The sequence below is a fragment of the Actinokineospora globicatena genome, assembly GCF_024171945.1.
Lineage (GTDB): Bacteria > Actinomycetota > Actinomycetes > Mycobacteriales > Pseudonocardiaceae > Actinokineospora > Actinokineospora globicatena.
The window spans coordinates 1,076,183-1,100,220 of the sequence record NZ_JAMTCR010000003.1 but is presented as its reverse complement, the minus strand read 5'-3'; the positions used below and the strand labels follow the sequence as shown (position 1 = coordinate 1,100,220).

The following is a 24,038-nucleotide window of genomic DNA, read 5'->3' as shown; positions in this document are numbered from 1 at the left end:
AACTCGGCGAGGAGCCTCGGTGTCGAACTCATCAGCTACTCCCAAGGCGCTGCTCGAAGCTGGTCGCCAACTCCTGCTTGAGCGGGGGTATGACCTCCTCGACCGAGGCATGGGTCACGAAGCCATCGCTGCCAAAGCCGGGTTCACGGCCACTACCTTCAACAACCACTACCCGGCGAGGAAGGGGGGTAAGCGGAGGTATCTTGAGGATTTGATGAGCTACCTCGTCTGCGACGCGCCTCGGACTACGCACACGATCCTCGGGCAAAAGATCACGGAAGCATTCATTGAGAGCAAGGGAGATCCGAGGCGGGCGATCCGCGAGGTCTGCGATTGGGATTTCCGGCAGGTCCTGCTCGACGATTCGACGGCGATTCGGTTCTTCTTGGCTGGAACGGGGCGTAACCACCTCGGGGCGATGAAGGCGATTCGCGACGAGTACTCCGACATCAACCGGCTGGGTCGCCAGGCTTATGAAGCGACGCTAGCCCACTGGGGGGTAGCACTTCGCAAGCCGTTCACGCTCGATTCTTTTGCGACGATTATGACAGCCCTTGTGGAAGGTCTGGTTCTGCGGAAATTACTCGACCCGGATGCGGTGTCGGACAACTTGTTCAGCGACGCCGCTCTCGCGATCGCGGCATCCGTCATCGACATCGACCAGCAGCACGAGCACATCGACGACGTGATGGAACCACTCGCCGAGCAGGTCATGCACGATTTCAGGCTCGGTCAGCTCGAGGCGATGCCGGAAAATCCACGAACAGCTTGCGTCGACGCGGCTCGGCAAGAGTTCGGTCAGCGCGGCTTCCACGCCACCAGTATGGCGCACATCGCGACCGTCGCAGGCGTGAAGATGGAACTTCTCAAGCGCCTGTTCCCTTCGAAAGCTCATGTCGTGCTTGGCGCGCTTCGGCCGGTCTTCGACGACCTGAGATCGCACACGGGCGATGACATCAAGATCGGCGTTGGGAACACCGCAACGGTGAAGCGCTTCATCCGTCGGCTGGCAGAGCACGCGGTGACCGAACGGGTGATGTTCGAAGCACTGCTGGTCGCCATCGCGGACAGTGCGACGATGGACCTCGCGTCGCCGCGGCACATCAAGAACGAGATCAACTTCCCGACGCTCATCGCCCCGATCATTCGAACCGGTCAAGCGTTGGGGGAGTTCGTCCCGGGCCTCGACGCGGGAGAGATCGCGGTGACGATCACCAATCTCACGCTCCTGCAAGTCTCCACGGCCGCGAGCAGGTCGCCTGAGGAGATCGCTGAGACCGTGAGCGCGCTACTGCTCGATGGGCTCACTGCCCGGTCGACGGGCTAGGCGGATGGCGCCCGGGTGCTCCTGTTCTAGCGCTTGGACAAGAGCCATCGTCGCTATGCTGCTGAATTCGCTTGTCTCGCGTGTGCGCGACGCTGTCGAAGGGCAGATCATCGCGGTTGCCTGCGGTTACGTGTTGAGGCGGTCGTGTTTGGCTTGGAGGACGGCTTGTTCGCGGGTGTTGGTGCACAGCGGGATGGCGCGGGCGAACTCGGTGCGGGCTTCGGTTGTGCGGCCCAGGCGGGAGAGGAGTTCGCCGCGGATGCTGGGGACCAGGTGGGAGTGGGGGAGGGCGTCGGTCAGGGTGTCCACGATGGACAGTGCGACGGCGGGGCCGGAGGCCATGGACACGGCGACCGCGCGGTTGAGGTCTACCACTGGAGACGGTGCGAGCGTCCCGAGCGCCTCGTACAGGGCCACGATCCGGTGCCAGTCGGTCTCGGCCACCGAGGGCGCGACGGCGTGGCACTCTGCGATCGACGCCTGCAAGCCGTACGCGCCCAGCCCCCGCCCCTGCGACGCCTGCGCCAAGGCCGCGCGGCCGCGCTGGATCGCCGAGCGGTCCCATCGCCGCCGGTCCTGGTCCTCCAGCAGCACCGGTTGCCCATCGGGACCCGTCCGGGCCGGGAACCGCGCGGCGGTCAGCTCCAACAGCGCCAGCAGCCCGTGCACCTCCGGCTCGCCCGGCACCAACCGCGCCAGCACGCGGGCCAACCGCTGGGCCTCGCCCGCCAGGTCGGACCGGATCCACTCGGTGCCGGAGCTGGCGGACGAGCCCTCGGTGAAGATCACGTACAGCACGTTGAGCACCGACCCGAGCCGGGCGGCGCGCTCGGCGGCGGGCGGCACCTCGAAGGGCACCCCCGCCGCGCCGAGCGCCTTCTTGGCCCGGGTGATGCGCGCCTGCACCGTCGCGGTCGGCACCAGGAACGCCTTGGCGATCTCGTCGCTGGTCAGTCCGCCGACGACACGCAGCGTGAGCGCCACCCTGGCCTCGCGCGCCAACACCGGGTGACACGCGGTGAAGATCAACGCCAGCACGTCGTCGTCGATCTGGTCCGGGTCCCAGCCGACCGGTTCGACGGTGCCCTCGCCCAGGTCGTGCGCGAGGGCGGCGTACCGGTCGTCGAGCGCGGAGCGCCTGCGGTACCCGTCGATCGCCCGCCGCTTGCCGACGGTGAGCAACCACGCACCCGGGTTACCCGGCACACCCTCACGTGGCCACGTCACCAACGCCTCGGCCAGGGCCTCCTGCGCGAGGTCCTCGGCCATCCCGAAGTCCCCGGTGTAGCGGGCCAGCGCGCCGACGATGCGCGCCGACTCGATCCGCCACACGGCCGCGACAGCGTCACGACCCGCGCTCCCCAGACCCGCACCGCCGCTTCGCCCGCCGCCGCCCGGACCCGCACTGCCGCCGGGCCGTGTGTCGCCGCCTGGACCCGCTCCGCTGTCGGGCCGTGCGTCACCGCGTTGACCCGCACCGCCACCCGGCCCAGCGCCGTCGCTCAGGCCCGCATCGCCGCCCGGTCCGGCACCACCGCTCAACCCAGCACCGCCGCCAGGCCCGGCACCACCAGGCCCGGAGCCGCCGCTCAGAGCTGCCCGGTCGACTCCCGCCACGCCCGCTCCTTCTGGATCCACTCGTTGTCCTGCGGGAACTCGTCGATCGTGGTGACCCGCCGGATCTCGGTCTTGAAGCCGGCCCCGCTGATCGGCGAGCGCCGTGCCCACTCCACGGCCTCCTCCAACGACGCCACGTTGAGGATGTAGAAGCCGTTGAACAGCTCCTTGGTCTCCCCGTACGGCCCGTCGGTCACCACCGGCGGCTCGGTGGAGTAGTCCACGACCACGCCCTCGGCCGCGTCGGCCAGCCCCTCCGCCGCCACCAGCACCCCGGCGCGGATCAGCTCGTCGTTGTACTTGCCGATCGTCTCCAGCATCTCGCCGAAGTCGATGTCGCCCATCGCGGCGAAGGCCTCGTCGGTCGCGCGCATGATCAGCATGTACTTCATCGTCGGTCTCCCTGACGCTCCGGCTGGTCCGTTCTCGGCCCCGCTCACCCCTGCGTCGAGCGGCGCGGACGCGGATCGACAGCCGGGCGGAACTTTTTTCCAGCGGGCCACCGGCAGCCTAGGTCCAGCCGCCCCCGATTGGCCCATCCGGGTGGCGCCCAGCCCGCCTACCTGCGGAAACGGCCGATGGCGGACCGGTGAGACCGGTCCGCCATCGGCTAGGGGGTGGGGAGAGATCAGTACTGGAACTTGGCCACCAGCGCGCGCAGGTGCGCCGAGAGCTGCTCGAGGTCGACCGCGGCCTGCTTGCTGCTGTCGATCTCCTGGGTGGCGGTCGCCGTGGCGCTGGCCACGTGCCCGATGCTGCCCGCGATCTGCGAGCTGCCCGAGGCCGCCTCGGCGATGCTGCGGCTCATCTCGTTGGTGGTCGCGGTCTGCTCCTCCACCGCGGAGGCGATCACCAGCTGGTAGTCGTTGATCTTGGCGATGATCTCCGAGATCTCGCCGATCGTGCCGACCGCCTGCGCGGTGTCGGACTGGATGGCCTCGACCTTGCGGGCGATGTCCTCGGTGGCCTTCGCGGTCTCCTGCGCCAGCTCCTTGACCTCGCTGGCCACGACCGCGAAGCCGCGGCCCGCGTCGCCAGCCCGCGCCGCCTCGATGGTGGCGTTGAGCGCGAGCAGGTTGGTCTGCTCGGCGATCGAGGTGATGACCTTGACGACGTTGCCGATCTGCGCCGACGAGTCACCCAGCTTGGCGACCACGTCGGTGGTGGAGGCCGCGACCTCGACCGCGTGCGAGGCCACGTTCGCGCCCTCGTTCGCGCTGTGCGCGATCTCCTTGATCGACGACCCGAGCTCCTCGGCGCCGGTGGCCACGGTCTGCAGGTTCAGCGACACGTTGTCGGCCGCCGCGGCGACCTGGGTGGCCTGGGTGTTGGCCCCGGTGGTGGAGTCCAGCAGCCGGTCGCTGACCTGCACCAGGCGGGTCGAGTCGGACTGCAGGGTCTGCGCGGTGGTGGCCAGCGCGGCCACCGCGGCGCCGAAGTTCTCCCGCGCCCGGTTGAACGCGGTGCCCAGCTGCCCGACCTCGTCGCGGCCCTGGACCACGGCGGGCTTGCTCAGGTCGCCGTCGGCCATCTGCTGGGCGACGACGGTGATCTGGCGCAGCGGACGCACGATCCGACCGGCGACCAGCAGCGCGAGCAGGATGGCCGCGGCGAGGCCGACGATCATCGAGATCAGCACCACGGTCCACGCGCTGTTGTAGGCGTCGCGCCCCTCGGCGGCGGCCCGCTCGGCACTGGTCCGCTCGATCACGGCCAGCTCGTCGATGCCCTTGTCGATGTTGGCGATCAGCGTGGTGAACTCGTTCATGTCGGTGATCGGGGTGTAGCCCGCGGGCACCGGGTCGCCGTAGCTGATGTCGCGCTCGACGCGGAACTTCTTCTGGTCGGCCAGAAGCTGCGCGGCGCGGACCCGGCCCGACTCCTCGGTGGTGTGCGACAGGTACGCCTCGACCGAGGTGTCGATCTTGCCGTCGGCCGCGTGCTGGCCGTCGCGGGCGCGCTTCTGGCCCTCGGTGCTGTTGTCGACGTACCACATGGCGGCCCAGTGGTTGATGTCCCCCTGCGCGCCCCGGATGTCCCCGAGGTCGCTCAGCGCCGCCGCGTTCCCGGTGGCGACCCGGTTGAGCTGGTTGTCCAGGTTCGACATCTGGATCATCGCCAGCACCCCGATGAGCACCGCGACGGCGACCACCGCGCTCAACGCGGCCAAGATCTTCGCCCGGATACCCCAGTTGGCCACGAGCCCGGCCAGTCCCCGCGTCTTCTCGATCTCGGTTGCGTTCGCGCCCATCGCCCTACCCTCACGCTCCTGTGTCATCCGCCGGCATCCTTGCCTGCCCCGGTGGAGTCGGCAGCACCCCGCGTGAGCTGAGGATTCACCCCCGCCCCCACTGGTCCGTCCCGGTATTCAGCCAGCTCGCAGGTGCCTTTCCAGGTGCCCCTCAGGTGCTTCTCGGGTGCGTTCCGCCCCGGGCGCGGCCCCGGCGCGGGTGATGCTGGGGTGGGAGGGTTCTACTGAGCGGGCGGACCGGCGGGGGGCTGGTTGGCGACGCGGACCAGGTCGTCGCCCGGGAGGGTGATGCCGAAGTCGCCGCCGGGGTTGATGATGAGGGTGATGCCGGTCAGGGCCCTGGCCAGGTCGCGGCCGTTGGCCTGTTGGACGTTCTGGGCGGTCGGCGGCACGAAGCGCGGGGAGGAGTAGACGGCGAGGAACTGGCCGTTGGCGTCGACCCCGACGCGGAGGCCGCCTTGGCCGTCGGACTCCAGGATGAACGGGGACTCCAGGACCGCGGCGAGGATCCGCTCGTGCGGCAGCCACCCGGCGGCCACGTAGCCCAGGACCTGCTCGAAGTGCGTGTGCGGCTCGGGGTAGCCGCGGCGGCGCGGGCTGGGGCGGTAGTCCTCGTTGATGTAGGTCTCACCGGTGAGGACGCCGTCCGGGCCGACCTTGTAGCCGCCGAGCAGGACCGGCAGCGGCATGCCCTCGATGAACCGCGGGTCGGCGTCCGGGTCGGCGCAGTACAGCCAGCCGCCGGGGTTGCGGGCGGCCTCGGCGCGCATCCCGTCGGTCACCGGGGGGAGACCCGGGTGGCCCGCCATCGGGATCTCCGTGAAGTGCCCAGACCCCAGGTAGTACTCGACGGTCTGCGGCAGCACGTAGCCGACACCACCCGCCGCGGTGGTGACGGCGAGCAGGCCCCACGACTCGTCGCTGAGCCGGTACCGGTGGTACGGCCGTTCGGCGTGCTCCGGGGGCAGGCCGCGCAGTTCGAAGGGGGTGTCCGCGACGAACACCAGGTTGCCGTCGGGCTCGCCGTACCGGTCGACCTCGATGGGGCCGATCCTGACCTTGGTGATGGACGCGAACGACTCCACCGGCGGGTCGTCACCGAGCACCCTCAGCGGCGACTGCCAGGGCGGGATCGGCTCGCCCTCCTGCAGCTTGAGCTGGCTGGCGTTGGTGAGCAGTTGGCCGGCGAGGTAGGCCGCGGCCTGCCGGACGTCGTCGAACAGGACCGCGTCGTCCGGGTCGGACCGCACCTGGTACCGGTCGCCGTCGCGGAACAGGGACCAGGCGTGCTCCCGGTCCTCGAGCACGCTGTAGTACCGCGGGCTGATCTGCCGTTCGATGATCACCGACTCGACCGCGCCCATCGCCGCGTGCGCCGCGGTCTCCGCCTCGGACTCGTCCCACGGCCTGCCCATGGCCAGCGCCGACGCCCGGTCCAGGGCGATCGCGGGGACGCGGTCCGGCAGCCGGTGCCGCACGGCCCTGATGTGCTCGACGAGCCGCTGTGCGGGCGGCACCCCGTGGTTGTGCAGGTAGTACGCGACGGCCGTTGGCCAGACGAACCGGCCGTCGGTGTGGAAGGCCATCGGCACGGCGGACTCGTCGGTGCCCAGCTCATCAGGGGTCCGACCGCGCGCGGACAGCACGATCGGCGCGTCCGACAGGTACTCCACGATCGCCTCGCGCTCCCGCGCGCCGAGCACCGGCCGGTACCAGATCGGCCGCCCGTCGCTGCCCACGCCGTCGAACACCCGGACGAACTCGGCAGGCCCGGCGTCCGGCGTCTCGGCGTACCCGGCCCGCGCGGCCTGCGAACTGCGGAGAGCGGCCGCGATCAGCCAGTCCGGGATGGCGTTCGCGTTGCGCGGCAACAGGCGCAGCTCGTCGGCGGCGTCCTCATCGGACAGTTCGCTTGGGGCAGTGGTGAAGTCGAGGTTGTGGGTCAGCGGGGTGCCGGGGGCGAGGTCGAACGTGGCGCGGAACCAGGTGCCCCGACCCGGGTGGAAGTCGTGGAGGCGCAACCGGTGCAACCACTGCCCGACCATCGCGGGCGGTGACCAGTACTTCACGGACCCGTCTTGCGCGGTGACGGAGGCGGTGACGGCCATCCACGAACCCACCGCCTCGCACTCGACCCGCAGCTGGGCCCACCCCTGCGGCGCGGCTTCGGTCAGCGCCTTGCCCAGGGCCTCGAGGACATCGCTCTCCGGCGCGCTCTCTGGGGCGGCATCGGTTGGCAGGGAGGGGAACCAGACGGCGACACGCTCGTCCCTCGGGGCCTCGCGAACCTGCCGCACCGGCTCAACCGCCAGATACCCACTCAGCGGATGCGCCTCGGGAACCTCCACCCCGTCCCGCAGCGTCCGCAGCGTGAACACCGACTCGAACTCGTCCCACCCCTCATCCCCAACTACACCCGCGACGTCCCCATCAACCCCGATGTACCTGCTCACCCGTCATCCTTCGGTACCCCGTCCACGTCCCACCCCACGCTAGTACCCCCACCCCAGGTGGCGCCGTGGTTTCACCGGACCGAGTCCTTCATCACCGCTCCGTCACCGCTCAACGAACTTCTCGGCCCAGAGCCGGAAACTGTCGTGCAGTCTTGGCTTCCGGGACCAGTCATCGCCGTCCGCGTCGATTGCCGCGTACACTTCGGCGATCTCACGATCCGGGTCCAAGGTGCGTCGAATTTCCTCGATGCGGACGATCCAGTCCTCCTGGGTGACCCGTGTGCCCGGTCCGGTGACTACTGTCTCGGCGTCGGCTTGGTCGGTGGCGATGATCCTGCCGGTGGTGGTGTCGAGCCGCCATGCCATGGTCGGGATGCCGTCGTCGCTGAGGTCCACCCGTACGGGATCGGAGTCGATGATGAAGTACGCCCGGCGCAGTTGGTGTTGTCGCCACATCTCGTAGGTGGCGTGGCGGGTCTGCTCGGTTGTCCCATCGCGTGCGGCCTGTTCGTAGGCGGCGAAGATCTCCGGCGCGTCCCGCCGGTGATAGCCCGATTCGTGCAGGAGGCGCTCGCGTCGGCTTTCCACTCGGGCGATGAACTCGTCCTCGTTGGTCAGTGGCCAGGTCTCGCCTTCGTTGTCCACGTTCCTCGCAACCAGCACGGCGTTGCGGGTGTTGGCCTCGATCTCCCCCGTGAAGCCGTTGAGGGCATACGCCTCCACGCGGACGCCGAACACGGGATCGATCGGCCCACCTCCCCGTGGGAAGATCTTGACGAGCTGACCCCAGGTCTCGAAGTGGACCCCGTCGTACATCGGCGGGAGCGGGACGTCCGACATCGGCCCGGCAGAGGGGTGCACCTTTACCGGTACCGGCTTGGGCCAGGGGTAGACCGGTCCGTAGACGTCGAGGTACTGGCGGAACTCGGTCCAGCTCGGCCACAGGGCGAGCTCGGTTTCGCTCGACCGGATTGACGAGGGGGTGAAGTCCGCGAGCTGCATCCGCTCGCTGGTTTGCTGGAGCGCCGCGAGAACCGCGGCACGGGCTTGTTCGGCATCCGCGTAATCGCGCCCGTCGATGACGTAAGCAGCCTTCGGTAGACCGTACTGCCCGACGACGATCCGCACGAACACCAGGCGCTCGTGGAAGTTGATCCTGTCCAGGTTCAGCGGGATCACCGGGTCTCCTCGTCGACCTCGGCTTTCGCGAACTTCTCCGCCCAGAGATCGAAGCTAGCGCTCAGATATGCTCTTGGGTAAGAACGGCCAGGTTCTACGGCGACTATTGCATACATCTTGGCAATTTCACCGTCCACCTTGAGCGTAGAACGGATCTTTTCCACCGCAAAGACCCAAGCGTCCTCGGTCACTCGATTACTCGCGCCGATAAACACGGCCTCCGCGTCGGCTTGGTTGGTAGAGACGATCCCCCCAGTCGTTGGGGCCAGTCGCCAGGCCATCGCTGGGGCACCACCGTCAGTCAAGTCCACCCGCACTGGTTCGGCGTCGATGACGAAGAACGCCCGGCGTCGTTGGTGTTGTTGCCACATCTCGTAGGTCGTGCGGCGGGTCTGCTTGGTGGTTCCGTCGCGGGCGGCTTGCTCGTAGGCGGCGAAGATCTTCGGCTTGTCCCGTCGGTGGTAGGCCGAGTTTCGCAGAAGGTACTCGCGTTGATCCTCAACCGCTTGGATGAAGTCGTCCTCGTCGTGCATCGGCCAGACGTCATCTTCGTCTCGGCCGTACCGTGCGACTTTCAGGGACTTGGGCGTGTTGGCCTCGAACTCCCCGGTGTAGCTGTTGAGGCCGCAAGCCTCTGCTTGAACACCGAGAACGGGATCCATCGGCCCCTCGCCGCGCGGATAGATCTTGATCAGCTGCCCCCAGGCCTCGAAGTGCACTCCGTCGTGCAGCGGCGGCAGCACAACGCCCGATTCAGGCCCGACCGGAGGCTGTGTCCTTGGTGGTGCATTTTTGACCCAAGGATAGATCGGACCGTATATATCGAGAAACTCCTTGAATTTGGCCCAGCTTCGCCAACGGGATAGTTCGGCCTCCTTCGATCGAATAATGGCTGGCGCGACTCTGGCTACGGGTACTCGTTCATCAGTTCGTTCGACTGCTTCGCGGATCGCGGCTCGCGCTAGATCATTGTCCGCGTAGTCGCGACCGTCGATGACGAAGGCACCCTCGTGCTCCCCGTGGGGTCCGGTCGCGATCCACACGAACACCAGGCGCTCGTGGAAGTCGATGCCTTCCAGGTTCAGCGGTATCACCGGGCCTCCTCCTGGTCGAGCGCAGCGGCCTCGGCGAGCATCTGTCTCACCCTCTCCCGTTCTACCTTCGATAGCCCTTCATCGACGACGATGCACTGGTATAGATCGACGGCAGTCGCTGACCGTCGTGTGTACAACTGTAGCTCGAACGTGTACGGAAGCCCGTCGACATCCACCCGCGTGGCGACCGAGATGTGCCGACCACCCGGATCGACCGCGCTGGGCTGAGCGTAGCTATTGTTGATCTCCAGAATGCGGCCGTGGTCGCCAACGCCGAAATGGTTCTTCGCGGCCGCCAGGATCCGTGCCAGGTCGTGCGTCGTGGACGTCGTGATCCGTGCGGTCACCGCGTCGACGACATCGCCCGCTCGATAGGTGGACTTTCCCGTGCGTGACGCATGGTCGACGCCCTGTTCTTCCACTGCATTCACGATGTCGCCCGCAGGTTTCGTCCAAACGCTCACAGATGAGTCAGGCGTGATCTTCTCCACGAATCCGCGCACTTCGGCTTCGACCGCAGGTCGTACGCCCTCGTGCAGCCGCCGGACATAGTCGGTCAGTTGCGCGGATGGTGCCTCCCGAGCAGCACGGGCTGGATCGAGTCGCTTGGCCTCATCGCTCAACACGACCTTGCGTTCCCGGCCTGTCGCATCGCTGTTGGTCGACGGATCGACCTGGTCGAACAACGGCCCCCGACCTGGGTTCGCCACGCGGTACTCGTCGAGCGTTCGGCCATTGAGCAACTGCCCCTCTGCCAGTTCTCTTATGGTGCCGATCGTGGCGTCCCGCGTCATCGGGTCGGTGAGAGCCTTTGCGAGGCCAGTGGGGTTCGTTACCGAGTCCACCACTACCTGTCGTGCCATCGATGCGACATCAGGGTGGTCGACGAGGAGCTCGAACAACCTGCTGCAGGCCATCTCCCGGTTCCACGCCGCGCCGTACTCCCGACGGGCGTGGGTTTCGGCCGCAGCCTTGATCAGTGACTCGACGCAGGTCAACGGCCTCTGCTCGGCCGAGGCGGTCGAATCCAGGTCGCGACGCACCTCGTACACCGGGTGCTCCGCCGAGTCGACCGCTTGGAACGACCGCAATGTGTACTTGAGCTCACCCACGTGCCCGTCGACCCGGACGTTCATCCGGATGCTGCGGTTCCCGCTCTCCGCGGCATCGGCGACCTTGTCCTTGATCCGCACGATGTCCACTCGCGGATCATTCTTCAGCTTTTCCAGTGCTCGGTAGAGATCATCAACACTCTGAAAGCTGATCTCCGCGCCCACAACGTCGACGAGCATCGACGCGTCGCCGTCTTTTTTCTCGTCAACGTACTCTCTTACCTTCTTCAGGCAGCGGGCTTCGTCCTTGACCTGCTTGCGCCATGACGCCGTGCCGTCGTTCTCGGCCGCGATCCCGATGGCGATCTGATTGAGCTGCTGCTGGACCCGCGGAGCTTCAGCCCGCAGCCGGTCGACACATTCTTGCTGGTAGGTTAGATCATTGCGCCTGCTCAGGTCGAAGCCCGACTGGAGGTAGCCGTTCTTCGTTGTGCCTGCCTCGATCTCCTTGCTGATCGCGAGTTGTTGTGCTCGGGTGAGTTTCTCGTTGCCGTACTGCGACGCCAGGTCGTTGGTGATCGAGTTGGCCTTGGAGAGGACTTCGGGGGTGGGGGCGTCGTCGCGGATGGCTTCGGTGATGCCTGCGGTCTCGAGGCGGGTGTGGAGGTCCTGGAGGGCGGCGTCGAGGAGGGTTATGGAGTTGGGGTGGGAGAGGAGGTTGTTGCGGGTCACGGCGTTGTCGGTGAGGACTCGGTCGAGTTCGGGCCAGGAGTGGCGGAGGTCGGCCAGTTTCTGGCGGGTGGCGTCGGTGGGGTCGGAGCCGCGGCGGGTTGCGGTGGGGGAGCGGGTCGGGATGTCGTCGCCCCACGTGGGGCGGAGGCCGGGTGGGTAGGGTCCTCTGTGGACTGTTTGGTCGCCGTCCGGGGAGAATGTCTGCCACTCGCCGTTCGGTGGCCACGTCGGCGCGTGGTTCCCGCGCTCGGTGCGGGTCGTGGACGAGGCGAACACGTTGCCGTTGTTGTCCACCCAGGCGTCCCGGGTGGGGGCGGTGACCGGGGCGCCCAGCTCCCTGGCCAGCCGCGCGGCGAACCCGTCGGGCCGCTTGCCGGTGTCGCAGCCGAGCAGGGTGACCGGACCGCCGTCGTAGTCCGGGTTGGCGCGGATGATCGTGGCGAGGTCTCGCGGCGACAGCGCCGCGTCCCCGACCCGCACCGAGTCCGCCGACCCGTGCAGGTCAACGACGAACTGGCCGGGGATCTTCGGCACCCGTTCGGCCGTGCTCAGATCGTTGTGGTGTTCGCGCCGTTGGAAGGCGTTCGGCTCGTCGGCCGGGGCGAACGCCGACATGCCGCCCTCGGTGGACCGCAGGTGCGGCCGCAGCCGGTCCAGCCGAGGATCGTCGAACGCTGCCATCCGGTCGCCCAGGCTCGGCCGAGGGCCTGTGGCAGGCGACTGGTCCGGGTCGGTGTTCGAGTGGGCAGGACGGTCAGGTGCGGGCGTGCCGGTCGGGTCGGCGGGGCCAGCCAGCGGGAGTGGGCTGGTGTCCGCGTGGCTGGTGGTGCCGAGTGGATCGGACTGGTTGCTGCCCGGGCCGAAGTCCCAGCGCGGCTCGGGCACGCCCTGGACGTCAATGGTCCGCTGACCCGGCGACACCGGTGGATCGGAGTCGACGGGATACCGCTGAGGCTGGCCTGCGGCACTGTGGTGGTGAGTGGACGCGCCCCCGGCTCGACCAGCCGGCTGCGGCTGATCACCGGCCCGGCGCGACTGATCGGGGTATCCGGCAGGCGGCGGGTTGGTCGACCGGGTGGTGTCACCTGTCTGGCGCGGTCGGTCCCCTGGGCCGGTCGGTGCGTGGTGGGAAGTGCCGGTGGGCAGCGGGGCCGTCGGTTGGTGGAAGGCGTTGGCCTGCGGGTGCGGCCCGGGCTCGAACGGGCGGCCAGGCGGCGGGGCTGTCGGGGAGCCGTGATGGCTCGGGGACGTGCTGGCGGCGGGGCGGTCGCCGACGTAGTCCGGGTTGGGGACGAAGGGGCCCGCCACGAAGCCGGTGCCGGGCTCGTAGCGCATCTCGCGCCAGCCGCGGACGTACGCCCAGTTGATGCCGCCCGGGAACAGGACCTCGCCCTCGCCGTGGGATTCCTTGCCGGTCTCCGGGTGCAGGGTCGGGTCGGTGTAGATGCCGCCGGGGGCGTTGATCTCGTAGAGGTACCGGCTGACCGCGAAGTCCTCGCCGACGCCGCGGTCGGTCGAGGTGGACACGAACGCGTTCGTCTCGCCGCCGACGTGCTTGGCGATGTCCGGCGTGGCCCAGTCCGGGTTGTTCTCCCAGCCCTCCCGGCTCATGTACGGCGGCCGGAACCCGCCCTCGGCCTTGATCTCCGCCGGGGACCGCGCGTCACCCCGGTAGAGCGTCTCGTCCTCGCTCCGCCAGTCCGGGACGTCACGGGACACGACCCGCCGCACGCCGTACTGCGACGGGTCGGTGGCCACGATCGCGACCGGGGGCAACCCGCCGTCCTGCCGCTGACCCGGATACGACGGCGGGGTGCTCGCATGGCCACCCTGCGGCTGGGGCGGAGTCGCATGGCCACCCCGCGGCAGGGGCGCTGGCGCGTAGCCACCCTGGGGGACCGGCCTCTGCGGCTGACCGTGACCCCACGCCTGTGGTTGGCCGTGTACCGGGGGCCTGCCAGGTCCTTGCGCCTGGTCGCGTGTCGGAGGCCTGCCCTGGTCGCGTACCGGCGGCATGCCGTGGCCTGGCGGTCGACCGTGTGCGGGCACCGTGCCAGGTCCCGGGGGCTGGTCGTGCGCTGGTGGCCTGCCAGGTCCCTGTGCCGGAGGCGAACTGGGCCTTGGCGGTTGGCCGTGAGCTAGCGGCGCGCCCGGGCCCGGCGGTTGGCCGTATCCCGGAGGTCCCGGCGGTCGACCAAATCCCTGCGGCTGCCCGTAGTTCTGCGGCTGGCCGTACCCCTGCGGCGGGGGATAACCCCGCTGCCCCTGCGGCGCCCCACCGGGAACCCCCTGCGGCGCGGGTGCACCACCAGGACGACCCCACTGCTGCCCAGGACTCCCATACTGCCCACCAGGCGCCCCGGCACCCGGGCGACCACCAGCTTGAGCAGGCCAGTTCCCCGGATGCTGGGGCACCGGTCCGCCACCGCGGGGAACTCCGCCCGGCGCAGACGCCGGATGGCCTCCTGGATGACTACCGCCGCTTGGGCGTCCGCCAGCCGGAGGGGATGAGGCACCTGCACGGCCCGCTGGGTGGTTGCCGGAAGCGGGAACGCCACTGATCGGCCGCCCGCCTGGAGGCGCTTGCGCTGGTGGGCCCGCAGGGTGACTGCCACCGCCGGGCACACCACTGCCCGGGCGCCCACCACCTGCGGGTACCGGTCCCGCGTGGCTTCCTGGGGCTCCGCCGCGTGGGCGGCCGCCGCCTGGAGTGGCTGGCGATCCCGCATGACCCATCGGCTGGTTGCCCGCACCGGGAGCGCCGCTGGTCGGGCGTCCGCCACCCGTTCCCGTGTGGCCACTCGGAGGGTTGCCGCTTGGAGCGCCGGTCTGGCGTCCGCCGCTTGGGGAAGCCGATCCCGCGTGGCTCGCTGGTTGGTTGCCGCTGGTCAGGCGTCCGCTGCTGGTGGCAGGCGATCCGCCGTGGTTGGCGCCGCTTGGCGGAGGTGCTGTGGTTCCCGGGCGGGCTGCTGGTTGCGGCGCGCCGGGGCGTTTAGGAGGAGGTGGGCTGGTCCCGGGTCGGCCGCTCTGCTGGACAGGTGGTCCGCCGGTGGTCGGGTGCCCGACTCCGCGGCCAGGTGTGCTCGCGCTGGGGCGCCCGGACGACGGGCCGAGTGGTCCGCCGACGGTTGGTCGCGCGCCCTGGGGAGTCGACCCCGGGCGGCCGCCGGGGATCGGGCCGGGGGATCCGGGCGTGGCACGCACGGGTGCGGACGGTGACCGCTGGCCCGGTGTGCTCGACGAGACCGGCGCCGACGTGCTCGGTGCGCGTGGGGGAGCGCTCGAGGCCTTGGCCGGGGCCGGGCTGCTTGTCGCGGCCTTGGGTGCCGACTTGCCCAGGTCGTTGCCCGACTGCCCCAGGCTCGACGCGTTCGACCGGTCGGTCCCGCGAACCGACTGGGCGGTGTCCTTGACCTTCTGACCCGTGGACTCCGCCGAGATCGCCGCGCGTTCGGCGCCTTCGCGGGCCGTGCGGATGGCCTCGTCCGCCCGGACCATCGCGACCTGGCCGAACACGCCCGCGCTCTGCGACGACGCGCCGATGTTGAGCTTGCCGCCCACGCCGTCGCGGATCTGGCTGCCGCGGCTGGTGAACCGGCGGCCCATCTCGTCGACGGCGTCCGGGTCCATGCCGGTGCCCTTGCCCGCGGCCGGACCGGGGCCAGGGCCGGGACCAGAGCCAGGGCCGGGACCGCTCGGTCCACCGTGCTGCCCGGTTCCCCCGTGGTGGGACGAACCGTCGTGCCTGCGCGCCATGGTCCTGTCAGCCGGCCACGCCGGGGGCCTGCGGCATCTCGTACGGCTTGACCGCGTCGTAGGCGGTCTTCGCGTAGTCGCCGTACTCCGAGAACCGCTCCAGGCCCTTCATCAGCCCGGACATCTTCTCCGACAGCCGCGCCATCCGGCCGCCGAAGCGCTCCATCGCCGACATCAGCTTGCCCAGCCGGGTCGCCATCTTGGTCGCCAGCATCGCCGCCCGGCCGCCCGCGTACCCGCAGTACGCCGCGATCGAGCCACCGAGGGTCACCGCGGCCGAGGCCAGGGCGATGAGCGCGCCGGTGATCAGTTCGCCGATCAGGTCGGCGATCCAGTCGAAGACCAACGCGCGCAGCTCGCAGACCAGGGCGCCGGACAGGGCGTAGACCGCCGCCGTGCCGTCCATGGTCTTGCCCAGCGCCTCGTAGTGGTCCGCGGCCTGGTCCTGCGCGGAGCGGAACGCCTCGTTCGACTCGCCGGACCAGGACATCCCCATCGCCTCGACGTCCTGGCGGTGCTCCTGGGCGATCATCCGCATCTCCAGCGCGGCGGTCTTGAGCTGGTCGGTGTTGGCGTTGATCTCGTCGGGGTCGCCCAGCAGCGCGTCCAGCGGCTCCCGCAGGAAGCTGACGTGCTCCAGCAGCCACCCGACCCCGGCGGAGAACACCGCGCCCAGCGGGTTCGCCGCCGAGCCGACCAGGTCGACGACCATCCCGGCACCGCCGAGGGCGGCGTCGATGACGTCCACACCCTCGCCCTCGGACTCCGTGGTCAGGGTGTCAACGAACCCGGCGACGCTCTCCACGACGCCCGCGCCCTCGTACCACTCGGTCACAGTCCCCCCACCGGCTCCGCCTGCGCTTGTCCGCCCAAGATTTCACATCGAACCCGGGCGCAGAGCGGGAACGGCGAACTCCGCGGGGTGCGGCGTTGATCACTTGTCGCCGTAGATGGACTCGCCGCTGTAGTCGTCATCGTCGTCACCCGGGCGCGGTGTGACGGGTCGCCGGGGCGGATCACGCCGGACCGGCGCCTCGTCGACCTCTGGCGCGAACCGGGGCTGCTCCCGTTGCGGCCCTTCGGGTTCCGGCTCGGGCAGGTACTCGGTGATCACCCGGTAGGTCTCGGAATCCGTGCCCTCGATCGCCCCGAACGTCTCCGCGACCTGAACCGCCGCCGACCGCTGAGCGGCCCGTGCGACCGTCATGATCTCGGCGGCGAGTTGGGTGTGCGTCAACCGCATCGCCTCCGGGGTCAGCGTGACCCCCGTCAACGCCCCGTTCGGCGCGACCGTCACCGCGACCGACCCGTCCTTGGACGCCGACATCCCTTGCGCCCCAGCCAAACCCTCCCGAACCGCCGCCGCCTTACGCTGCGCCTCGGCGATCCGCCCCTCGAACTCCCGCATCCACTCGTCCGGCGCCTTCACCCCTGCTCCCCTCACCACCGACGGCGAGCAGCATCGCACAACCCACCACCGGCGTTGACCGCAATGCCCGCTCTACCGCGTTCGGTTCCGGGCCACCCTCCGCCAGGCGACGATCGTGACGACCACCCCCAGGCCCATCAGGACGTAGGCGACGATCCTCACCGGCGTACCTGCCTCTGGATACGCGGCCAGCAGAACGAAGACAGCCGCGTACAAGACGGCGATCACGACGGCGAGAACGACCACGCGCCGCGTGCGGTTAGCGGGTGTCACGATGGAGGAACTCCTTGTCTTCGCGAAAGTTGTCAAAGGCAGCAGGGCGTTCCCAGGACGATCGGCTGTCAGTCCCGGAGTGCGGATGCGCTGCCCCGCGGAGGTCATCTCTCCGCGGGGCAGCGCATCTTGTTCACAACGCGAACGTGTGTCACCCAAGATCCGTTCTCGCGTCAGAACGGCGCGGTCTGCGAGGACGACTCGGTGATTCTGGATGGTCGAGGCGGGAAGGTCAGGTGTTCCGGTTCAGCCACCCTTTTCGCGCGACGATCGCTCCGGCAAGCACGGCCAGGATGGCGATGACCACGTAGGCCCACCCAGGCGTCGCACCTGCCAGAGCGGCAAGAACGCCTGCGATTGCCGCGGACAGCACCACGACGCCGAGGATCGCTGCCCGCGTGGTTCGGGACGCCTTGGCCATGCCTGCTCCATTCGCTGAGATCTTGCGCTAGTCGCCGAGAATGCGCTTGGTGATCGAGTAGGAAATGCCGAAACTGAGTCCTGACAACCCGCCCACGAGGCCGCCCGCGGCAGCACCGGCAGGACATCCGGCACTGGTGACCACGCAACCTATTCCCGCGCCGCCGATAGCGCCGACCTCGATCGAACTGGCGACGAATCCCAAGTCGTCCTCGAAGTCGTCTTGACTGTAGTCGCCGCGCGGATCAGAGCGATTGATGGGGTCGGACTGGGCGTAGGCGTAGGTGTTGCGTTCTTGACCAGTGGGGTCGGGGCCGAAGAAGCGACCCCAGTTGGGGTTGTAGTAGCGGTAGCCGAGCAGTGCCAGGCCGCCCCGGAGGGTGTATCCGCCGAGGTAGCGGAATGGGTTGCTGCCTGCCGCGGCGCCGGTGCCGGTCCCGCCACCGTAGGGCAGGTAGGTGTAAGTGGCGGCGAATGCGCCTGTGGTGTCGACCAGGCCGAGGACGCTGCCCTGGTGGTCGGTGACGAGGTTGTAGCGGGTGCTGCCGATCTTCTCGGTGATCAGCTTGCCGTCGGGGTCGCGGGAGACGCTGGTTCGAGTGGTGCCGTTGTCCAGGACGCTGCTGATGCCCAAGGCGGTCTGGGTGAAGACGTGGCCGGTCGTTGTCCCGGACACCGTCTCAGTGATGGTGCGGGGTTGGGTCTGGTCAGCGGTGTCGTAGGCGGCGGTGAAGTCCTGGACGCCGCCTCGGGTCGCACGGGTGAACTGGTTGGAGGCGGAGAACTCGTTAGCAGTGGTAGGCGTGGTGGTCCCGCTGACGTTGCCCGCGTTGTCGTAGGACAGGTTCAGCGATCCGATCGCGGTGACCTGGTTCGCGGCGTTGTTGGTGTAGGCGGTACCCGCGAAGTTGGTGATGTTGTCGGCCTTGTCGACCGAGTAGGTCGCCGAGCCCGCGCCAGTCAAGTGGCGCTGGGTGTCGTAGGTGTACGCGGTGGACACTCCCGCGATTGTCTTGGACTGGAGCAGATCACTGTCCGCGGCGGCGCTCGTGGTGTAGCTGTAGGTGGCCCGAAGGGTCTCGGTACCACCGGTGTTCTTGACGCTGAGACTGGTCAGACGGCCCGAGTTGTCGAAGGCGTTGGTCTGCGTGCCTGCCCCGGGCCAGGTGGTCACCGTGCGGCGGTCGGCGTTGTCGTAGGCGAAGGTGGCGCCGTCGGTGATGCTCGTGATCCGCGACAGCGAGTCGTAGCTGTAGCGGGTCACGCCGAGCGGGGCGGGCGGGGTCACGGTGATCAAGTTCCCCGGACCGTCGTAGGCGTAACGGGTGATGTTGCCGTTCGCGTCGGTGACGGTCGCCAAGAGGCCCTTGGGGCCGGTGTACGTGCGTTGCTCCAGGTCGGCGGCCAGCGGTGTGGAACGGACCTTCGTCAGGTTTCCCAGGGCGTCGTACTGGCGGGTGGTCTCGTTGCCCGCGGGGTCCTTCACCGAGGTCGGGAGGTTCGGCAGCGCGGTGTTGGTGTAGGAGGCTGTGCTCTGCGCGCCGGTGGGGAGCGTGGTCGACAGGAGGTTGCCCGCCGTGTCGTAGGCGGCGGTCGTGGAGTTGCTCAGCCCGTCGGTCACCGACTGCACGTCGCTGCCCGCGGTCCACGTCTTGGACTGGATGTGCCCCAAGGCGTCTGTTGCCGAGATCTGCCTGCCCTTGGTGTCCAGCGTGTGGACGACCTGGTTGCCGTTGGCGTCGGTCACGGTCGTCCGGTCGTTGGCGAAGTCGTAGCTGAACAGCGTGTCCGCCGCTCCCGCCTGCCGTGGTGCGGTGACCTTGGAAACCTGGTAGTCGAACCCGCTCGGGTAGCCGATCGCCCACGAACGGCCCACTGGGTCGGTGAACGCCACGAGCTTGGCGTAGTCCGGTTCGAACGTGATGGTGACGACCTTGCCGTCGCGGTCGGTGATGGTGGGGGGAGAGTCCAGCGCGCTGGTAATTCGCGGCGACGGTGCCGGTCGGGTCGATGATCTTCTGGACATCCCCGTTCGCGTCGTTGGCGAACGTGGTCACCCGGCCCTGGGTGTCGACGACCGAGGCCAGGCTGCCGTCGGAGTTGTAGAGGTAGGTGACGGAGTTGCCGTTGCGGTCGGTGCGGTTCAGGGGCCAGCGGCGCCCGTTGAACGCCCACGTCTCACCGGTGTCGAAGAATCGCGCGGTGAAGGAACCGCCGGGTTCTTGACGAGATTCACCCTGGACCCGTGGTCGCCTGGGTCGTACGTGCCATCCGCCCGGGGCCAGAAGTTCACGCACGCTCCAGTGTCCACCGGCATCGCGACGACGCTGCTGCCCAGGTGCAACGCCATGTCTCGCCCGGCGGTGAAACGCCAATCCGGGCCGAAGGCGGCCTGACCGTTGAAGGAGTAGCCGAGGTTCAGGTTCAACCCGGTGCCGCGGATGGTCAGTCCCCGGTGCTGCCACCACAGGTTGCCGTCGGCCAGGTTCACCCCGAACTGCAGCCGATCGCTGACCTTGAACCTCTCCATCGGGTAGTCCGGCAACACCCCCTTGTTCGGGGAACCGCACCACCCCGTCATCGCCACCGCCGACTCTCGCGGATCGCGCTCGGGCGGTGGCCCGCCCACGGGCACCCGCTTCACCTCCTTCGGTGCCACCCATACCGACCCTGGCGTGGGCCGCACCGACTCGGCGGCCGATACCAACGGCGCCTGGATCACCGGCACCGCGAGAGCGAGCGCCGAGACCACCCCAATACCGAACACGCGCAGCCCAAAACCACGCGACGATCTCCGTGACATCGAAGAACCCTTCCCCAGAACGACCCGGCGAGCACCGGACCAGCGACCGCCCGATGGCGAACCACCCGATGCGACGAGTCCAACCCCAGTGGCGTGACCAACTCACGCCGCTCTCGATCTGACCAGGTTGACCCACGCAGCACACCCGCCGACCAGGAGTGACCTCCTTCACCAACTGTCACCGGCTCGCAGTGTTTCGTCGCGGGACGTCGAGCACCACTGCGCCTATGGAGCCAGGTTGTCAACCAAACTCCGCCATTCGTCGGCTGTGAGGCACCAGCCTCACGACATCGCCTTCGGATGCACTGAGTCCGCGATCCCGACGAGGCCACCCCCGCGAAACCCTTGCTGGGTTACCTTGTTTCGGGTAGGTCGAAAGTCGCCAGGCTGAATCGAGACACTACGTTTGACCAGCGCAGGTAGATCTCGTTCGGGAGATCTGGTGCGAGGTCTTCGATGCTGGTGTCCTCACCCTCTTCCGCGGGGTTGCCGGATCGCAGGCGGAGGAACCAGCGGCGGGCCTGGTCGGGGTCCTTGACGGAGGCCGCTAGCAAGAGCAGTACCACCCGGTATTCGGCGACCAGGAACGCGTCCAGGTCGCTCGCGGGGATGCCGGAGCGGACGATGCGGTAGAGGTTGATGAGTTTCTTCACCGCGCGCGGGGTCGTCAGCAACGGTGCCAGTGCCTTGATCTCGTCCCGTTCGGCCGCCAGCAACCGCAGTTGGTCCGGGCGCCTCCTCGTCGGCGAGGTCGGTGGCCTGATGTCCACGGGATCCGAGGACGCCTTCACGGCTGTGGACGGTCGCGGTGCGGGGGAGTCGGGCGTGGGCGCGGCAGGAGCCTGCTCGGAGGAGCGGGTTTCGTGCAGGGGGACCAGTTCGTCGATGAGGGCGTCCGCGCGGCGGCCGAGGGGGTTCAGGGCGAAGGTGATCTGGAAGATCTTGTCCAGGTACTCCAGGGCCCCGGAGTGGACGACCTGTTCGGCCATCGCCGCGCGCAGCCACCGGGGGTCGACGGCCACCACGATCACGAACAGCGGCATCGCGAGCAGCAGGTGCACCGCGGCCAGGACGTCGACCACCCGCTCGGGCGTGCACCGGTCCAGGTCGTCCACGTAGAGCACGATCCGCTCGATCGGCGCGTCCCCGCCCTGCCCACTCATGGTGGCGGACAGCGATTCCAGGTGCCTGCGGGCCCGTCCGAGCACACCCCGGTCGGCCGCGTACCCACCCGCGCGCACCTCGTCGATGAGCTTGGCCAGCCGCTCCTGCGGGCCGACCTCTCCGAGCACCTGCTCGGCCTCGGCGAGGTCCTTGTCGACCTTCTCCCGAGCCTCGCGCATTCGTTTAGACAGATCGGGTCCCATGCCGCGGACCTTCGACAGCGCCGACTGCCCGGCCACCACCGCTCCGACCGCCGCGACCCCCGAGGCGATCGCCGCGCCCGCGAAGGTCACGCTTCCAGGGACGACGATGGCAACGACCACAGCGGCCGCGCCCACCAGCAAGGCCATGAGGAACAACAGGATCAGCAGCCACGGGCGGTTGGGCAGCACTGCCCTTTCGCGCCACAACAGGGGGAGAAGGTGGAGCGTCCGGGGCCCGCCCCACCTGTCCAACTCCGCGTTGATCCGCGTACTGCGCTTCTTGAGCTCCTCGGACTTCTCCCGCACCTCAACGACGCGCGAGAGATCGACAGGCGGCGCGGGGTCGGCCAAGCCCTCGAAGAGACTCTCCACCAAACCGACCCACAGCCGGTCGTCGCTGAAAGCCCAAGCGTTGAAGCGCACCTGCCGGACCTGCGACACATAGACGTCACCCGACACGCCGGCTTCTCCGGCCAATGTGGACACCCTGGCCTCGAGCTGTCGGATGAAGCTGGACTTGCCTGAGCCCCACAGACCCAGCAGCGCGATCGACAGCGGCGGCACGGTGGCCCGATCGGCGATGAGCGCGGCGAGGGAGTCGACGTCGGGACCGAAGGCCAGTCTGTCCACTGTGGGCGGCTCGTCGTTGACGACACCCGTCCGCGTGCGGTGGACCTGCGGGGCGGCCATCCCGGTCCCGTCCACCTGCTCGCCGCTTCCGGTGTCCCAGAAGCGGATCGTGCCGTCCTTGCCCCCGGTGATCAGCCTGCCGTCCGGGGCGAACACCATGGCCTGCACGGTCCCGTCGTGCCCGGTCATGAGTCCGCCGGACGAGGTCCAGACCTGCCCGGTCGTGAAACCCGCCGCGACGACCCCCTTCTCGCTGACGGCCACCGCTGTGACGGCCCCCGGGCTGGCGTGCACTCGTTGAGCCCCCGCAGGGCCTGCCACGACCCACACGCTTCCGCCCGCGTCACCCACGGCGACCGGGTAGTGGTCCGATGCCACAGCGACCGCGGTGAGGTTCGCGGTTCCCGCGGGGACGACGAACCGGGGATCCACCTCGGGGTAGTTCCAGAACACCAGCTCGCCGTGCGCGCCGCACGTCACCGCTGAAGACCCCGGTCCCAGCGCGACCCCCGTCAAGCCGACCTGCGAGTGGTCGCCTGCGAAGAACATCGTGGTGGTGGTCGCGTCGTGGAACGCCTGGGACGACTGCCTGCCGGTCAACGACCCGTCGGCCCGCCCGGTCAGCGTCCGCCCGTCCCCGGTGATCACCGCCGCGACCACGTTGGCGGCCGTCTGGCGGTTCCCCGGGGCGGCGACGGCGCCTCCAGGTCCCCAGCTGAGCATCGCGCCGTCGGCGGCCCTGGCCAGCACGGTGTCGCCGACCAAGGCGACCGCGCGCACCTCGGACTCGGTCAACCGCGGGAGTTCACGCCCGCTGCCCTCGGTCAGCGACCAAGTGCGCACGGCACAGTCGTCACCGCCGCTCACCAGGATGTCGCCCGCGACGGCAAGGGTCCGCACCCCGCCTTGGTGCCCGCGCAGCTCGACCTCGGCGCCGTCCCCCAGCACCGGACCGACCCACACCGACCGCCAAGAGCGGATCCGCAGGTTCCCGTGCACCACCGCGGCGCACACCCGTTCCTCGGCGGGAAGCTCGGTCACCGACTCGTTCTGGAAGTCCCACGTGCACCGCGTCCCGGCGTGGGTGACGATCACGATGTTGTCCCCGTCGACGCTCAACCCGGCCGTAGCGTCGGACCTGCGCACCGACACCTCATGCGAGCGCGTGCGGCGGTTCCAGGCGGTGACCAGCCCGTCAGCACAGCCCGCGATGACGTAACCCTGCACCACGACCAGGCACAGCACGGGGGAGGCGGTGGTGAAGAGCGGTTCGTCCTGGTCGTGTTGGAGAACCGTGCCCACGTCGTCGGAGAAGAACAGCGAGCCCTCCCAGCCCGCGAGCGCGACGGCGGGCGCGCCACTGCGCAACCGAACCGGGGTGTCCATGGCGCAGGCGACGAGACCCTCGTTGCCCGCGACCGCCAAGCCCAGCCGTCCGGTGTCCCAGTTCAGGGCGTTGACCCCACCGACGCCGGGTCGCAGGCACCGCGATTGTCGTTTTGTGTCCAGATCCCACACCCGCACGGTGCCGTCCTCGCCGCCGGTGGCCACCATGCGGCCGTCCGGGGACACGGTCAAGCCGTGGACCAGGCCGGGGTGGCCTGAGAACCGCTCGGTGTCGATCACGGGCCCAGTGTGGCGCGCCGGACCAGCAC

General features: G+C 69.1%; 16 protein-coding genes. 2 read left to right on the top strand and 14 right to left on the bottom strand.

Features of this window, described 5'->3' with window-relative positions; all coding sequences use genetic code 11:
- Nucleotides 1-19: 19 nt before the first annotated feature.
- The gene (locus tag LV79_RS34550) at nt 20-1,327 is read left to right on the top strand and encodes a TetR/AcrR family transcriptional regulator (RefSeq protein WP_253838300.1); all 1,308 of its coding nucleotides are present in this window, start codon (nt 20-22) and stop codon (nt 1,325-1,327) included.
- 126 nt (nt 1,328-1,453) lie between these two features.
- Here the strand turns inward: LV79_RS34550 and LV79_RS18235 are convergent, their stop codons facing one another.
- The 7 genes from LV79_RS18235 to LV79_RS18205 all read right to left on the bottom strand — a co-directional run bounded on the left by LV79_RS18235 (nt 1,454) and on the right by LV79_RS18205 (nt 13,481).
- Nucleotides 1,454-2,659 (bottom strand): RNA polymerase sigma factor, encoded by a 1,206-nt coding sequence (locus LV79_RS18235; RefSeq protein WP_253838298.1) that lies wholly within the window; start codon nt 2,657-2,659, stop codon nt 1,454-1,456.
- A 257-nt stretch (nt 2,660-2,916) separates the two neighbouring features.
- Nucleotides 2,917-3,336, bottom strand: coding sequence for a YciI family protein (locus LV79_RS18230; protein WP_253838296.1), 420 nt, complete (start codon nt 3,334-3,336; stop codon nt 2,917-2,919).
- 236 nt (nt 3,337-3,572) lie between these two features.
- The gene (locus LV79_RS18225) at nt 3,573-5,195 is read right to left on the bottom strand and encodes a methyl-accepting chemotaxis protein (protein WP_253838294.1); all 1,623 of its coding nucleotides are present in this window, start codon (nt 5,193-5,195) and stop codon (nt 3,573-3,575) included.
- 221 nt (nt 5,196-5,416) lie between these two features.
- A complete protein-coding gene (locus LV79_RS34545) occupies nt 5,417-7,648 on the bottom strand; it encodes a glycohydrolase toxin TNT-related protein (protein WP_253838292.1) in 2,232 nt (743 codons plus the stop codon).
- Nucleotides 7,649-7,750: 102 nt separating this feature from the next.
- Nucleotides 7,751-8,827 carry a hypothetical protein gene (locus LV79_RS18215; RefSeq protein ID WP_253838290.1) on the bottom strand — a complete coding sequence of 359 codons (1,077 nt, stop codon included), beginning with the start codon at nt 8,825-8,827 and terminating at the stop codon, nt 7,751-7,753.
- Nucleotides 8,824-9,921, bottom strand: a complete 1,098-nt coding sequence (locus LV79_RS18210) for a hypothetical protein (protein WP_253838288.1) — start codon at nt 9,919-9,921, stop codon at nt 8,824-8,826. The genes LV79_RS18215 and LV79_RS18210 overlap by 4 nt, the downstream gene beginning before the upstream one ends.
- Nucleotides 9,918-13,481, bottom strand: a complete 3,564-nt coding sequence (locus LV79_RS18205) for a DUF8616 domain-containing protein (protein WP_253838286.1) — start codon at nt 13,479-13,481, stop codon at nt 9,918-9,920. The genes LV79_RS18210 and LV79_RS18205 overlap by 4 nt, the downstream gene beginning before the upstream one ends.
- A gap of 1,417 nt (nt 13,482-14,898) precedes the next feature.
- Here LV79_RS18205 and LV79_RS18200 point away from each other — a divergent pair.
- The gene (locus tag LV79_RS18200) at nt 14,899-15,126 is read left to right on the top strand and encodes a hypothetical protein (protein WP_253838285.1); all 228 of its coding nucleotides are present in this window, start codon (nt 14,899-14,901) and stop codon (nt 15,124-15,126) included.
- A gap of 342 nt (nt 15,127-15,468) precedes the next feature.
- Here the strand turns inward: LV79_RS18200 and LV79_RS18195 are convergent, their stop codons facing one another.
- From LV79_RS18195 to LV79_RS34540, 7 genes are all read right to left on the bottom strand, one after another.
- Nucleotides 15,469-16,296 (bottom strand): WXG100 family type VII secretion target, encoded by an 828-nt coding sequence (locus LV79_RS18195; protein WP_253838284.1) that lies wholly within the window; start codon nt 16,294-16,296, stop codon nt 15,469-15,471.
- Between the two features lie 99 nt (nt 16,297-16,395).
- Entirely contained in the window at nt 16,396-16,890 is a 495-nt protein-coding gene (locus tag LV79_RS18190; protein WP_253838283.1) for a YbaB/EbfC family nucleoid-associated protein, read from the bottom strand.
- Between the two features lie 72 nt (nt 16,891-16,962).
- Nucleotides 16,963-17,163: a hypothetical protein gene (locus tag LV79_RS18185; protein WP_253838281.1), complete on the bottom strand. Its 201-nt coding sequence runs from the start codon at nt 17,161-17,163 to the stop codon at nt 16,963-16,965.
- Nucleotides 17,164-17,395: 232 nt separating this feature from the next.
- The gene (locus LV79_RS18180) at nt 17,396-17,584 is read right to left on the bottom strand and encodes a hypothetical protein (protein WP_253838278.1); all 189 of its coding nucleotides are present in this window, start codon (nt 17,582-17,584) and stop codon (nt 17,396-17,398) included.
- 27 nt (nt 17,585-17,611) lie between these two features.
- Nucleotides 17,612-19,609, bottom strand: coding sequence for an RHS repeat-associated core domain-containing protein (locus tag LV79_RS18175; RefSeq protein ID WP_253838276.1), 1,998 nt, complete (start codon nt 19,607-19,609; stop codon nt 17,612-17,614).
- Nucleotides 19,610-19,726: 117 nt separating this feature from the next.
- Nucleotides 19,727-20,242: a hypothetical protein gene (locus LV79_RS18170; RefSeq protein WP_253838274.1), complete on the bottom strand. Its 516-nt coding sequence runs from the start codon at nt 20,240-20,242 to the stop codon at nt 19,727-19,729.
- A gap of 497 nt (nt 20,243-20,739) precedes the next feature.
- Complete coding sequence (locus tag LV79_RS34540; protein WP_253838272.1) at nt 20,740-24,009, bottom strand: P-loop NTPase fold protein; 3,270 nt, start codon at nt 24,007-24,009, stop codon at nt 20,740-20,742.
- Nucleotides 24,010-24,038: the final 29 nt, after the last annotated feature.